This window comes from Agromyces aureus, from assembly GCF_001660485.1.
GTDB classification, from domain to species: domain Bacteria; phylum Actinomycetota; class Actinomycetes; order Actinomycetales; family Microbacteriaceae; genus Agromyces; species Agromyces aureus.
Genome location: NZ_CP013979.1, coordinates 1,335,881 through 1,350,300, shown reverse-complemented (window position 1 = coordinate 1,350,300; position 14,420 = coordinate 1,335,881). Strand labels below are relative to the sequence as shown.

The window sequence follows — 14,420 nt, the reverse complement described above, 5'->3', positions numbered from 1 at the left end:
AAGCCGCTCTCGAACCCGCAGGCGATGATCGCCGATCCAGCACCCAGCCCATGATGCGGCTCCGTCGGTCCATGCCGGCGCGGACCCCATGCACGACCGACGTCCGAGAGGACCAGATGTCGACTGAAGCAGAACCGATCGCCCGCCTCGGCCGGCTGCCCGGAGAACGTCTGCTGGGGCGCGCGTCGGCCGCAGGGGCCAGGGTCGTGGCGCAGCCGAGACGTCTCGGCTGGCGTCGACGGCTCGTCGCGGCGCTCTCGATCACCGATGCCGCCCTCGTGCTCATCGCGCTGCTCGTGGCTCAGCTCCTGCGCTTCCAGACGACCGGCTTCCGTGCCTCGACCCCGCAGGCGGATCTCGCGTACCTGACCCTGACGTCGGCCATCGCGGTCGGCTGGCTCGTCGCGCTGTCGGCCACGAGGTCAAGGATGCTGCGCAACATCGGCACCGGCATGGTCGAGTACCAGCGCGTCGTGAACGCGACCTTCCTCACGTTCGGCACGCTCGCGGCGGTCGCATTCCTCTTCCAGATCGACATCGCGCGCGGCTATCTCGCGGTCGCGTTCCCGCTCGGCCTGGTGCTCCTGCTCATCGGTCGCATGATCTGGCGCGGCGCGCTGCACCGGATGCGACGGGTCGGTCGGTGCACCACGGGGGCGATCATCGTCGGACGCCCCGACGACGTCGCGAGAGTGGCCGACGAGCTGCGCCGCCAGTACCGGGTGGGCTATCGCGCGATCGGAGCGACCTACGCGGGCCCGGCGCGCTCCGCCAAGCGCGCCGCGATCGACCTGCCGACCGTCGAGTTCAAGGACCTCGCGGCGACGTCGAAGCGCACCCGTACCAGAGCCGTGATCATCGCAGGCGATCTTCCGGGCGGCAACGCGACGATCCGTCGACTCGGCTGGGACCTCGAGAACTCGAACACCGAGCTGATCCTCGTCTCCCGACTGACGGATGTCGCCGGCCCCCGCATCCATCTGCGGCCGATCAACGGGCTGCCCATGGTGCACGTCGACCTGCCGCAGTACTCCGGGGTCGCGCACGCCGTGAAGCGCGTCTTCGACGTGGTCGTCGCCGGCGGCATCCTCCTCCTGCTGCTGCCGCTCATCGCGGGGATCGCGATGAGCGTGCGGCTCACGAGCGTCGGTCCGGTGCTGTTCCGCCAGGAGCGCGTCGGCGTCGGCGGGTCGCGGTTCACGATGCTGAAGTTCCGCTCGATGGTGATCGACGCGGAGGCGCGGCTGGCCGCACTGCAGTCCCGCAACGAGTCCGACGGCGTGCTGTTCAAGGTCAGGAACGACCCCCGCATCACGCCGATCGGACGGACGCTCCGCCGCTACTCGCTCGACGAGCTCCCCCAGCTCTGGAACGTGCTCGTCGGCGACATGAGCCTCGTGGGACCCCGTCCGCCGCTGCCCGCCGAGGTCGACCGCTACGAGGAGGACGTCAACCGGCGCCTGCTCACCAAGCCCGGCATCACGGGGCTCTGGCAGGTCAGCGGGCGGTCGAACCTCACGTGGGACGAGAGCGTGAAGATCGACCTCTACTACGTCGAGAACTGGTCGCTCACGGGCGACATCGTCATCCTGCTGAAGACCGCGCGCGCGGTCGTCGGCAGCACTGGCGCCTACTGATCCCCCGACCATCCCCACGAGCAGATCGGACCAGCGCATGACCGGATTGATCGTTCAGGAATGGATCGAGGAGTCTGGAGGCGCCGAGCAGGTGCTCGACGGGCTGCGCACGGCGCTTCCCGACGCCAGGGTCGCCGCGCTCTGGAACGACGATCCGACGCGATTCCCCCCGGATACCGTCGACGAGTCCTGGCTCGCGCGCACGCCGCTGCGGGGGCGGAAGGCCCTCGCACTCCCCCTCATGTCCGGCACCTGGCGGCGCGGCTGGGGCAAGCTCGAACCCGAGTGGGTCGTCACGAGCAGTTACGTCTTCGCGCACCACGCCGGTTTCGGCACGACGCGCGGAGTTCCGAAGTTCTCGTACGTGCACACGCCGGCCCGTTACCTCTGGGAGCCCGACCTCGACAGCCGCACCGTCGTGCCGCTCGCCGGGCTCGCCAGGGCGTACCTGCGCGGCGTCGATCGACGTGCGGCCGCGGCATCCGGATCCCTGGCGGCGAACAGCGCGTTCGTGCGCGACCGCATCCGGCGAGCGTGGGACCGCGACGCTCGCGTCATCCATCCCCCGGTCGACGCCGCGTCGATCGCGGGCGTCCCCGACTGGGCGGCGCACCTGACGCACTCCGAGCGGGAGCTCCTCGAGTCGCTGCCCGATCGCGGGTTCCTCATGGCCGCCTCGCGCCTCGTGCCGTACAAGCGGCACGACGCCGTCATCCGCATGGGCGTCGAGCTCGGGCTGCCGGTCGTGGTCGCAGGCTCAGGGCCCGAGCGGGACCGCCTCGAGGCGCTCGCGGCTGCAGCCGCGGTTCCGGTGCACGTGCTGGGGCGGGTCTCCGACGAGCTCATGCGCGCGCTGTTCCAACGCGCCCTCGCGTTCGTGTTCCCGCCGGTCGAGGACTTCGGCATCATCCCGGTCGAGGCGATGGCCGCCGGATGCCCCGTGATCGTCAATCGCGTCGGCGGTGCGGCCGAGTCCGTCGTCGACGGCGTCACGGGCGTGCACTACGAGCCGGATGACCCGCGCGGCTTCGCGGCGGCGGTCGACGCCGTACGTGCGATCGAACCGGACGCGGCTCGATCGCGGGCCCTCGAGTTCGACGCCTCGTGCTTCGTCGAGAAGGTGCAGGAGTGGGTGCTCGGCGTCGGCTCGGCGGCTCAGGAGGCCGATGCGAGCTCGCGGCCGAACAGCGTGGCCTCGGCCCGCGGGTAGCCGTCGATCCAGTCGGCACGACGACGCCAGACCGTGCGCCACGGCGCCCGGGTGCGACGCGTCAGGGTCTCGAGCCCGGCGCGCACCCCGACACCCGCGACGAGCAGGCGCACGCCGACCGAGGCCCGCGCCGGCGACCACGTCTTGCGGAGCAGCGTGACCTTGCCCGCCATGACCATGCAGCCCTTGGCCCCGCCGGCGTCGCTCGAACCGCCCACCTCGTGCACGATCTCGGCGGCGGGCACGATGACCCGGCGGAGGCCGGCGCGTGCGGCCCGCAGGCTGAACTCGGCATCCTCGCCGTAGAGGAAGTACTCCTCGTCCATGCCGCCGAGCCGCTGCCAGTCGTCACGGCGCACGAGCAGCAGGCAGCCCGTGATGATGGGCACCTCGCGCACGGTGTCGCGCGGCCAGGCGCCGAGCGACTCGGGATCGAAGATCGGCGAGCGCTTGAAGGCGGTCGAGGCCATCGTCGCGAACATCGCGAGCGACCAGAGGCTCGGCGCGCCCCAGCACGAACTCGGGTCGACGCCGCCGTCGGGACGGAGCGTTCGCCCGCCGAAGATGCCGTACTCGGGATGCGTGCGCGCGAAGTCGAGCAGTGAGGCGAGCGAGCCGGGCAGCGTGATCGTGTCGGGGTTCAGCAGCAGCAGCCACGATCCGGCCGCCGCGCGGGCACCCAGGTTGACGCCCCGCGCGAAGCCGAGGTTCTCGCCGGCGGCGATGACGCTCGCGTCCGGGAACTCCGCACGGAACGCCTCGACGCTGCCGTCGACCGAGCCGTTGTCGACCACGACGAGTTCGAGGTCGACGCCGGGGGACGCGTCGATCACCGACCTCAGGCACGCGGTCGTCGCCTGCCGGGTGTTGTAGTTCACCACCACGATGCTGAGTTCGGGCACACGCCCTCCGTTCCTCGGTTCCTCGGTCGGTCTGGTCCGGTCGGCTCCGCCGTCGGGTCGACGACTCAGATGCTGACGGGTTCGAGGTCGTCGCGCCGCGTGACGCGCCACCGCGACGCCTCGACGAGATCGTCGAGCGTGATCTCGTCGGCGGGCCGCACGATCGCGAGCCCCCGTTCGGCGAGGAACGCGGCCAGGTCGTCCTGGTGGGCGTCGACGTGCTCGCCGTGTCCGACCGATCGCGCTGCGAGCACGGGCACCTTCCCGGCGCTGAGCGCGGCGAGCGCCGTGCCCGTTCCGGCGTGCCCGATGACGACGTCGGCCTGCTCGAGCTCGGCCGACAGCACGGCCGACGGAACGGTGGGCTTCGCGTCGATCGCCAGGCCCGAGACATCCGTGGAGCCGGTCTGCCAGAGCACCTCGGCCTCGGCCGGAAGCGCACGCACCGCGGACTCGATGAGTCGCCGGAAGCCGTACTCGCCGTTGCCCCCGACCGTGACGACGGCCCGCTCGATCGGCCCCGCGACCACCCCGACGCCGACGCCGACGCCGCCGCCGCCGACGCTCGAACGGGAGCCCGCACCCGGGACCGCACCCGCGCCTGGATCCGAGGCCGAGGGCACCGCCTCGACCTGGAACCCGTCGAAGACCGAGAGCGCGTACCCCCACCGCTCCGAGGTGCGGTTCGGGTACTGCACGTACCGCCGCACGCTCGGGATCCGGTCGATGACCTTGCCCGTCGTGGAGAGGTCGGTGACCCGGGTCGCACTCTCGACGTAGCTGAACGGCACCCGCCGCAGGAGGGCGGGAATGAGCGCCGAGAGGGCGATCTGCGCTCCTGAGCTCACCACCCGGTCGACGCGGTGCTCCGAGATGGCGCGCCTCGCGATCCGGGTGTCGCGCAGCACGCCGAGGGTGTCGCGCGGCGGTCGGGTCGGCACGTGGACGACGGTCTGCCCTTCGAGCAACGAGCGGCTCTGCGCCGTGTCGTCGGTCATCCAGACCACGTCGTCGCCTGCGGCGATGCGCGGGGCGAGCATGTGCAGTTGCGCGAGGTGGCCTCCGGAGATGGCCACGAGCATGGTCGTCATGACTGCCCCTTCTCGAGGGCCTGCCAGGCGATCTCCGCGATGACGCGCTGCCCGGCGATGGACGGATGGAAGTGGTCGATCGAGGAGATCTCCCCGGTCGTGAACGGGTACGCGTACACCGCGCCGCCGTCGTCGGTGCATCGTTCGGCGGCGGCGCAGACCTCCTCGATGGCCGCGTTGTACTCGACGACGCGCTCGGCGACCGCATCGCGCCGCTCGTTCGCCGCAGCCGAGTCGTCGTCGGCCGAGCCGAGCAGGTTCTTGCACGAGGGGCTCGAGTTCCACGCCTGCACGGCCGTCGGGTCGGTGCGCCCGATCTCCCAGAGGTGGTGCAGGTCGGGCACCGAGAGCACGAGGATCGTGGCACCGGGCACGTCGGTGTTCAGCCGGGTGAGCAGTTGCCCGAGGCGGGCCCGGTAGTCGTCGGTCGAGGTCATCTCGTCGAGCGTGGGCGCGCACGCGTCGTTGCCGCCGAGCAGCACGGTCACGAGTTCGGGCTGCGCCGCGACGACCTCGTCGGCGAGGCCGAGCGCGTCCTCGACGTCGCCGCCGTCCTTGGCGGCGTTCACGACGTCGGGTTCGGTTCCGGATGCCGCGGCGAGGCGCGCGGCGACGGACCCGACCTCGGGGTCGCTGCCGCCCGACCACGACGCCCGGGCGCACTGCCCCTGCTCGGCGCACGCGTTCACGCCGAGCGAGACGGAGTCGCCGAGGATGCCGAGCGTGGTCACGGTCGGCGCCGCCGTCGGCTGCTCGACCTCGGTGAGATCCGGCGGTGCGGCGGCGCTCGGGGTGCATGCGGCGAGGGCGGCGGCCGTGAGCACGGCGAGCGCCACGGCCAGGAGCTTCGAAGGTCGCGTCACGAGTCTGCCTTCCGGTGGTCGGTCGCGGATTCGGATACCGAGGCGCGCGGATCGCGCGGCGGATCGCGATGCTCGTGCAGATCACCGGGCTCCAGCAGGTCGACCGGGTCGCGCGGCTCGATCGGCTCGAGCAGGTCGACCGGGTCGCGGAGATCGGCCTGCTCGGCTCCGTGCGCCTGCGACGCGGCATCCGCCCCGCCCTGCGCCTTCGCGGCCGCCGGCTTGCGCACCTGCTTGACGAAGCCGATGATCGCCGCGAGGTCGCGCCGGTACGCCGGGATCGCGAGGCAGGCGAAGAGCGGCACGACGCCCGCGGCGACGCCGAGCACGAGCTGGACGATGGTCGGCAGTCCGTCGGTGAGCCGTTCGACGCCCCACGCCGCGCCGAAGCACAGCGGTGCGAGGATCACGGGCCGCACGATCGGGCGGATGATGTCGCCGACCCGCACGAACGTGCCGACCGTGGCGTAGTAGAAGCCGGGCACGAGCAGCACCATCGTGAGCAGGCCGTACACGAGCGCGAGCCCCTCGACGCCGGCCCACCAGAGACCGAGGAAGTAGCCGCCGATGACCATCGGCCTGGTCACGAGGTAGTAGACGAGCTGGCGGTGAGCGCGCCCGAGCGTGATGTAGAGCCAGCCGAGCACGCTGCCGATCGACTGCGCGATGCCGGCGATCGCGAGCAGGCTGAAGAGCGTCGCGGCCTGCTCCCACCCCGGCCCGAGCAGGATCGCGATGAGCGGCGAGGAGACCGCCGCCGCGACCGCGTACACGGGGATCGTCAGGTAGCCGATGATCATGAGCGCGCCGCGGATGTAGCGCCGATAGCGATCGCCGTCGTCCTGCAGCTTGCTGAGCACGGGCAGCGCGACCCGGCCGAGCGTGCCGTTCAGCTGCTGCATCGGCAGCAGGTAGAGCGCGTAGGCGCGCGAGTACTGGCCGAGCGCCGCCGGGCCCATCTGCTGGCCGATGATGACGTTGTCGGCGTTCTTCGCCGCGTAGTTCAGCAGCTGCACGCCGAAGATGCTGCCGCCGGTGGTGACGAGCGGCACGACCTCCCGCGAGATGTGCGGACGCCCGAACTTCGGCCGCGACGCGACCCAGAGGGCGATCAGCCGGTAGAGCTGACCGGCGCCCGACATGACCACGAGCGACCAGACGCCCCAGCCGAGTGCCGCGGCCCCGATGCCGAGCACGACACCGCAGAGCATCGAGACGACGTCGATGTTCGCAAGCGTGCCGAACTTCAGGTCTCGCTGCACGCGCGCCTGCATGGGCATCGAGAGCCCGTTGATGAGCAGGATCGGCGCGATGGCGAGCGTGAGCGGAACCAGCCGCTCCTCGCCGTAGAGCAGCGCGATGAGCGGCGCGCTCGCCGCGATGACGCCCATGAGGATGACGCCGAGCGCGACCGAGAGCCACATGACGCTCATCCACATGCGCTCGCTCAGCTTCTTCGCCTGGATGATCGCGCCCGTCAGCCCGAAGTCGCGCACCAGGTCGGCGACGCCCACGATGGCCGTCACCATCGCGACGAGGCCGAAGTCGGCGGGCGTGAGCATGCGGGCCAGCACGACGGTCGAGGCCACCTGGATCAGCGTCTTGCCGCCGAACCCGCCCATCGTCACGAAGACGCCGCGCGAGGACGTGTGCGCGAGACGGTCGGTGCCGGGACCGGGACGGGGGCCGGGGCCGGGGCCGGGACCGGGACCGGGGCCGCTCACGCCACCACCCGGCTCGTGTCGTCGCGCGCCCATTCCCGGGACGCGTCGGCGATGACCGCACGCCGTGCGCGCAGGCGCGGGATCGTCGACGTCGCGCAGTACACGGCGAACGCCGGCCACAGCGACGGGCGGCGCGCCACGCGCCGGATCAGGTTCGCCATGCGGTCTCCGATCGGGTCGTCGTCGAGCACCCGCGGGTCGTCGGGCAGCTCGAGGTTGCCGCGCGCGATGCGCGTCGTGCGCCGGAGGTGCGAACCGAGGGTGCGGGCGCTGCGCACCGTGAAGACGTGGCCCTCGAGGGTGCCGCGCTCGTCCAAGTCGAAGAGCTGCTGAACGAACCGGTCGTCGGCGATCACGTCGGGCCAGGCATCGAACCGCTCGCGGCCCTCACGGGAGAGCGCGTAGATGCCAGAGCCGATGTGCCCCCGGCGGCGGTAGTCGGTCAGCTCCCAGATCCGGTAGTGCGACCGCACCGGCCAGGATGCGAGGGCCGTGTCCACCTCGAACCTCGGCGAGGCGATCATCGGACCATCCGGTTCGTCGAGCAGGTCGGCGAGGGCGAGCAGCGCCGGCAGGTCGACGAGCACGTCGGCATCCACGTACGCGCGCGGGAACGTGGTCGCCGCGGCATCCCCCGCTTCGAGCGCGGCGATCTTCGACGCGGTCTCGATCTCGACCACCCGCACCGTCGGCTCGAACGTGCGGGCGATGCGGACGGTCGCGTCGGTGCACCCGTTCGCGACCACGAGGATCTCGCACTCGTCGGCGCGAGGATCGGCCACGAGCGCCTCGAGCAGGCGGCTGATGATCGCCGCCTCGTCGTGCGCGGGGACGACGATCGACATCCGGGCCGTCATCGCGCACCCGCCCCGAGCACCGGCTCTTCGATGGTTGCCCGGCCGGTGATCGTGTCGTCGACGGATGCCGCGGCATCCGCCCCTCCGGTGGCCGACCGCCTCGGCGCCTCGGTCACCAGCCACGCGCCCGCGGCGAGCAGCATGCAGAGGATGAAGAAGGTCTGGAAGAAGCCGAACGCGTCGTAGAAGAAGATCGCCGCGATGTAGCCGGAGATCGCCACGGCGATGGCGAGCGCGAGCACCGCGTGCCGACGCTCGGCCGCCTGCGCGAACGCGAAGCGCAGGAGCATGATCGGCGGTACGAGCAGGAACACCGCGAGTCCGAGCACGCCGAGCGCTCCCGTCTCCATGAGCGTGCCGAGGAACTGGTTGTCGAGGATGAACGCGTTCGCGTCGTCGCCGATCACGATGCGGCTGCCGAACCCGCTGCCGAAGAACGGTTGCTGCTCCACCTCGGCCATGGCCGGTTCGAGGTCGGCCAGACGGCCGGCACCGCCCATGCCCGCCGACGTGTACTGCGACGCGACGAGCGAGTCGACGTCGAGGAAGGAGAGCACCATCGACTCGAACACCTTCGGCAGCACCGCGGCCGCGAGGAGCACGACCGGCATCGCGAGCACGAACAGCACGCCCGCGACCTTCGGATGGAAGATCAGCGTCACGAGGAACATGACCGCGAGCACCACGACGGCCGTGCGCGAGATCGCGGCCATGATGCCGCCGAACAGCAGGATCACGGCGCCCGCGTAGACGATCTTGCGATTGATCTCGTTGCGCGGCCAGGCCGCGTACTTCGCGAGGTAGACGGCCAAGGGGATCAGGATGCAGAGCGCCACGGCCAGGGCGATCGGATGCTGCGCCGAGCCGAACGCCCGTGCGACACCGGCCCTGCTCACGTCGCCGCCCTCGCGGAGCAGGGTCAGCGGCAGGACGTTGCCGAGCACGAGGAAGACGTTGAACCGCGAGAGGCGCTCGATGATCGCGAAGAAGGCGACGACCACGCCCGCCCACGTGACGAACGTGATGAGCAGCATGACGTCGCGTTCGCTGCGGAGCAGGAGCCGGAAGCAGAAGAACACCGCGAGCATGAACAGCATCTGCGTCATGCCGCCGAGGGCCGTCTGCACGAGCGCCTCGTTCGCCAGCTCGGTGACGTTGATGACGAACGACACGGCGATCGTCGTGAGGAAGATGCCGATCGGCCAGCCGAACGCCACCGGACGCCACCGCACCTCGGGTTTCAGGATGAGCGAGACCACGAGCGCGACGAGCACGATGCCGAGCACCAGCCGGTAGGGCTCGAGCTGGAACGGCAGCGGGATCGGGATCGCGTACCGCCTGGCGGGAACGAGCATGATGACCGCGGCGAGGCCGATGATCATGGCCGACCAGGTGAAGACGAAGCGGCGGAGCAGCACGAGCACCGCGGTGAACCCGATGGCCGCGGCCGCGATGAGCGGCGGCATGAGCAGCACTGCGGCGAGCGCGACGACCGCGAGCACGGCCGCCGCGATCACGACCCTCCTGCGGCTCGGCGTGCCCTGCGCCTCACTCACGGCGTCGGCGACGCTCATGCGCCTCAGTCCGCCCGGGTGCCGGCGCCGACCAGGACCTGGTCGTCGTCGGAGGTCTGGATCTCCTCGATGTCGTTCGCCTCGGAGTCGGGCGCGGTGTCGCCGCCGGTCGGCGCGGCCGCACGCGAGCGACGGCGCGGGCGGTTGCGCTTGTTGCGGTTCGATCGGATCGCGGCGAGCACGAAGGCCAGCGCGACGAACCCGAGGAACACCGCGAACCCGGTGACCACGATCGGGATCGCGGGATTGCCCGTGGCAGATGCCACGGCGGCGCCCGAACTCAGCACCTCGAGCTCGACCCGGTTCTCGGGGGCGATCTGCTTGGCCTCCTGCTGATCGGCGACGTACCCGAGGAACACGTCCGTCGCAGCGGCGCTGATCTCCTCGGCCCGCTCGGCCGTGGGAGCCGTGCCGACGATCTGCAGCACCGGCAGCTTCAGCGACCCAGGGAACCGCTCGTCACCGGCCGGCTGCGTGGTCCGGCGGATCGCGGTGATCGACTCGGTGTCCTCGTCGAGCGGCCCCACGGCCGCCTCGACCTCGGTGCGCACCTCGGCGCCCGACACCAGGTAGGCGTAGATCTGGGTCGCGGACGCGAGATCGAGCGGTTCGGGCGCGCTCACGCCCTCTTCGATCGTCGCCCCGGGAACCTGCGACTGGAAGAGCGTGTCGTTCGGACTGGTCACGAGCACGGTCGTGCTCGCCGTGTACGACTGGACGGCGCGCGACTGGACCTCGCCGTTCGTGATGCTGAACCCCGCGAAGAACGCGGCGACCGCAGCGACGACCAGTCCGAACGCGAGCAGCCACTTGTAGCTCCACAGCGTCTGAAGGTACTTCGGAGTCTCCATGTGTACGTCTCCCTCACTTTCGCGACCCGGAAAGGGTCGTGGACCGCGCATGCTCCCCGTCCGATCTCTCGGAACCCGGTGCGCCGTCGCAGTAGAGATAGAGGAACACTTCGTCATGCTCATGCTGGGTCCGAGGTATTAACGGCGCACCCGTTTTCTGTTGCGGGCCTGTTAACTCTCCGAGTCGAAACGACGCACGGCGTTGTGCGCCTCGCACGCGGACCGGATGGTTGGAGGAACACAGTCTGCGTCACGGGGGTTGCTCATGGGCTCATCGAGATCGACGAGGGACGGCGAACGCATCTCCATCCTCTACAGCTTTCCGCACGCCCTCGGGGCGGCGGGCATCGGATGGACGGCATGGAACCAGGTCAACGAGCTGGTCCGCGCCGGGCACGTCGTGCACCTCGTCGCGGCGAGTGTCGCGCGCCCGGTCGACGGACTCGCCTCGGTGACGACCTCCCTCGAGGTCGCCGGCCGCCGGATCCCGCACCGGGTGATCGGCCGGGATCGGGCGCTCGCCTGGCACGACCACGTCGCGTCCCGAGCGATCGCGAGACGGCGACCAGAGGTCGTGCATGTCTGGCCGCTCGCCGCGACCCGCACCATCGCCGCGGCCGAGGCGCGCGGCATCCGCTCGTACCGCGAAGTGCCGAACACGCACACCGCGAACGCCTACGAGGTCGTCGCTGCCGAGTCCGCACGGCTCGGCATCGCGCCGCGCGCGGGCTCCTCGCACGCGGCCGACCCCGTGCGCCTCGCGACCGAGCAGCGCGAGTGGGCGACCGCGACGGCGCTGCTCGTGCCGTCCGACGCCGTCGCGACGACCTTCCTCGACCGCGGCTTCGACGAGTCGAGGCTCCGGCGCCACCGGTACGGATGCACGCCGCCCGGCCCGATCGAACGGCGCGACGTCGACGGCGCCCCGCTCACCGCGGTGTTCCTCGGCCGCGTCGAGCCGCGCAAGGGACTCCACTTCGCCCTCGACGCGTGGCTCGCCTCGTCGGCGAGCGAGCGCGGCACGTTCCTCGTCTACGGCGCCGTCGACGAGGCGTATCGCGCCGTGCTCGGCGAGCGCCTCGCGCATCCGAGCGTGCAGCTGCGCGGCGTGACGACCGAACCGCTCGCGGAGCTCGTCGGGGCCGACGTGCTGCTGCTGCCGAGCATCGAGGAGGGCAGCGCGCTCGTGACCTACGAGGCGCAGGCCGCCGGATGCGTGCCGCTCGTCTCGACCGCGGCCGGCGCCCTGCTCGAGCACGACGTCCACGGCCTCGTGCACGACACGGGCGACGTCGCAGCCCTCACCGCCCACCTCGACCTGCTCGCGACCAGCCCGGCCACCCTCGGACGCCTGCGACGTGCGGCGCTCGAGCACGGCCCCGAGCTCACCTGGGCCGCGGCGGCGGCCAGCCTCGTCGCGGCGTACACGGCGCAGCCCGCGCTGGCAGTGAACGGACGTGTGCGTGCCGACGCCCCATGATCTCGCCGTCATCGTCTGCACGCGCAACCGTGCCACGATGCTCGGCGCCGCACTCGAGTCGATCCTCGCGTCGGTGCCCTCCGACGTCGAGGTGCTCGTCGTGGATTCGGCCTCCGACGATGGCGCGACCCGCGACGCGGCGATCGCCGCGGGGGCCGCGTACGTGCGCAGCGACATCCGGGGCCTCTCGATCGCCCGCGATCTCGGGCTGCGCACGAGCACCCGGCCGCTCGTGCTGTTCACCGATGACGACTGCGTGGCCGTCACCGGCTGGATCGACCCCGTGCTCGAACACTTCGCCGACCCCGCGGTCGGCGCCGTCACCGGTCGCATGCTCGACCACACGCTCGTCGGCACGGGCAGCGCCGAACCTCCCAGGCGGTACACGCGCACCGTGCAGGGCATCGACGCCGGGCACGGCGCCGTGATGGCGTTCCGGCGCGAACTCGTGCTCGAGCTCGGCGGGTTCGACCCGGTGCTCGGCGCGGGCCGTACGCTCGCGGGCGCCGAGGACCTCGACATGTTCTGCCGCGTGCTCGAGGCCGGGCACGCGATCGTGCACGACCCCACCTGCATCATCCACCACATGAACACCCGGCACGGCGACTCCTACACCGAGCTCCACCACGGGTACGGGCTCGGGCTCGGTGCGCTCGCCAACAAGATGCTGCGGCTGCGGTTCACCGTCGGCGTGGCGACGCTCGCGGTGCTCCTCAAGCGCACGGGCGGGCGGGCGGTGCGACATGTGCGCGACCCCCGCAAGGGCAAGGCCGACCGGGCGATGCTGCGGGGCATCCGCCAGGGGTTCTTCGCCGGCGCCGGCATGCACCTGAACGGCTCGACGTTCGTCGACGAGCACCCGCCACCGGTGACGCCCCTCGAGTCCCCGATCGATCGAGACCCCGGGAGGGCCCGATGACCCAGCGCGAGACGAAGGCCGAGCTGATCGGCACGCTCGACGAGAAGTACGTCGCGAACGTGGTCGCCTTCGAGTCGATGATCGCCGCCGCGGCGCTGGTCCTCGACGGCGAGCGGATGCGGGCGGCCGACGGCTCGATCGACCTGAGCGCCGTGCGCGACCGGCTCGCCGCCCTGACCTGGCGGGTGCCGGCGATGCGGCAACGGCTCGCCCCGACGCCGCTCCGACTCACGACCCCGGCGTGGGTGCCCGTCGACGATCTCGACATCGCGGCGCACGTGACGCTGCACCCCGTCATCGAGCCCGACGACCCCCGCCGGGTCGAGATCCTCACGGGCCGGCTGAACGGGCCGATGGACCTGTCCCGCCCGCTCTGGGACTTCCTCGTGGTCGAACTCGACAGCGGCCGGGTCGCGATCGTCGCGCGCTACCACCACGTCATCGGGGATGCGCTGTTCGGGCTCAAGATCGGCGACGTGGTCGCCGGCACGACGCCCACGCCCGAGCTCCCCGCGGTCGCCGAAGCCGACCGCGACGCCGTCGGCACCGCCCCGCGCACGGGGTTCGGGATCCTCGTGATCGCCTGGCGCTCGTGGTGGTCGGCGAGGGACGGGTTCGGCTCGGCCTGGCACGAGTACTGGCGGAAGCCGTTCACGCGGCGCCTCCGCAGATGGGGCGGACGCGTCATCCGACCGCTGAAGAATCAGGCGATCGTCGCCTCCGGCGAGGCCGAACGCCTGCTCGTGCCGCGCCACTCGCGGTTCATCGAGGTCGACCTCTCACCCTCGATGAAGCTCGCCTACCGGCTCGGCGGCACGATCCACGACCTCACCGTCGCCGCGACCCTGCGGGCGGTCGCCGAGCTCGAGCCCGCCTCCGAGACGGTGTCGCTGCTCGTGCCGATCTCTCGACGCTCGCGAACGGATGACGCGGCCCGCAACCACATCAGCATCGTGAAGGTGACCGTGCCGACCGCCGACCCGCTCGAACTCGTGGTGCCGTCGGTGCGGGCGCAGGTGCAGGCTGCGGTCGACGACCGGGCGCCACGCGACCTCGGCGCACCGAACTGGCGCGGATACGCGACGTACATCACCTGGGGCCCCAGGCAGCGCTTCTTCGGCGAGGCGCCCATCGCCTCGGTCACCGGGTGGCCGGCGGGCGACCCGCGCGACGATCTCGCGGTCCTCGCCTGCTCGTACGGCACGAAACTCACGATCTCGGTGACGGCGCGCGCGACGACCGACGTCGATGCCGTGATGACCGTGATCTCCGACGCCTTCTCGGGCGTGCCCGCGATCGTCGGGCGGTGATC

General features: G+C 71.5%; 12 protein-coding genes. 5 read left to right on the top strand and 7 right to left on the bottom strand.

What is annotated here, in order from left to right:
• Positions 1-116 precede the first annotated feature (116 nt).
• Entirely contained in the window at positions 117-1,637 is a 1,521-nt protein-coding gene (locus ATC03_RS05730; protein WP_067874237.1) for a sugar transferase, read from the top strand.
• Positions 1,638-1,674: 37 nt separating this feature from the next.
• Positions 1,675-2,847 carry a glycosyltransferase gene (locus tag ATC03_RS05725; RefSeq protein WP_067874234.1) on the top strand — a complete coding sequence of 391 codons (1,173 nt, stop codon included), beginning with the start codon at positions 1,675-1,677 and terminating at the stop codon, positions 2,845-2,847.
• Here ATC03_RS05725 and ATC03_RS05720 read toward each other — a convergent pair.
• The 7 genes from ATC03_RS05720 to ATC03_RS05690 form a co-directional block, all read right to left on the bottom strand.
• Positions 2,793-3,749, bottom strand: coding sequence for a glycosyltransferase family 2 protein (locus ATC03_RS05720; RefSeq protein WP_067874229.1), 957 nt, complete (start codon positions 3,747-3,749; stop codon positions 2,793-2,795). The two genes, ATC03_RS05725 and ATC03_RS05720, sit on opposite strands and share 55 nt — an antisense overlap.
• A gap of 65 nt (positions 3,750-3,814) precedes the next feature.
• Positions 3,815-4,840, bottom strand: a complete 1,026-nt coding sequence (locus ATC03_RS05715; RefSeq protein ID WP_067874226.1) for a glycosyltransferase — start codon at positions 4,838-4,840, stop codon at positions 3,815-3,817.
• Positions 4,837-5,703 (bottom strand): SGNH/GDSL hydrolase family protein, encoded by an 867-nt coding sequence (locus tag ATC03_RS05710; RefSeq protein WP_161490321.1) that lies wholly within the window; start codon positions 5,701-5,703, stop codon positions 4,837-4,839. Before ATC03_RS05710 ends, ATC03_RS05715 begins: the two co-directional genes overlap by 4 nt.
• Entirely contained in the window at positions 5,700-7,427 is a 1,728-nt protein-coding gene (locus ATC03_RS05705) for a lipopolysaccharide biosynthesis protein (protein WP_067874220.1), read from the bottom strand. The genes ATC03_RS05710 and ATC03_RS05705 overlap by 4 nt, the downstream gene beginning before the upstream one ends.
• Entirely contained in the window at positions 7,424-8,272 is an 849-nt protein-coding gene (locus ATC03_RS05700; protein WP_161490320.1) for a glycosyltransferase family 2 protein, read from the bottom strand. Before ATC03_RS05700 ends, ATC03_RS05705 begins: the two co-directional genes overlap by 4 nt.
• A gap of 8 nt (positions 8,273-8,280) precedes the next feature.
• Complete coding sequence (locus ATC03_RS05695; RefSeq protein ID WP_067874216.1) at positions 8,281-9,858, bottom strand: O-antigen ligase family protein; 1,578 nt, start codon at positions 9,856-9,858, stop codon at positions 8,281-8,283.
• Positions 9,859-9,863: 5 nt separating this feature from the next.
• Positions 9,864-10,709 carry a hypothetical protein gene (locus tag ATC03_RS05690; RefSeq protein ID WP_067874214.1) on the bottom strand — a complete coding sequence of 282 codons (846 nt, stop codon included), beginning with the start codon at positions 10,707-10,709 and terminating at the stop codon, positions 9,864-9,866.
• 265 nt (positions 10,710-10,974) lie between these two features.
• Here ATC03_RS05690 and ATC03_RS05685 point away from each other — a divergent pair, with 265 nt between their 5' ends.
• From ATC03_RS05685 to ATC03_RS05675, 3 genes are read left to right on the top strand one after another with little or no spacing between them, the layout of a single operon-like run.
• On the top strand, positions 10,975-12,189 hold the full coding sequence (locus tag ATC03_RS05685) for a glycosyltransferase family 4 protein (protein WP_067874212.1): 1,215 nt from the start codon (positions 10,975-10,977) through the stop codon (positions 12,187-12,189).
• Positions 12,173-13,108: a glycosyltransferase family 2 protein gene (locus ATC03_RS05680; protein WP_067874209.1), complete on the top strand. Its 936-nt coding sequence runs from the start codon at positions 12,173-12,175 to the stop codon at positions 13,106-13,108. The genes ATC03_RS05685 and ATC03_RS05680 overlap by 17 nt, the downstream gene beginning before the upstream one ends.
• Complete coding sequence (locus tag ATC03_RS05675; RefSeq protein WP_067874207.1) at positions 13,105-14,418, top strand: wax ester/triacylglycerol synthase domain-containing protein; 1,314 nt, start codon at positions 13,105-13,107, stop codon at positions 14,416-14,418. Before ATC03_RS05680 ends, ATC03_RS05675 begins: the two co-directional genes overlap by 4 nt.
• The last annotated feature ends 2 nt before the right edge of the window (positions 14,419-14,420 follow it).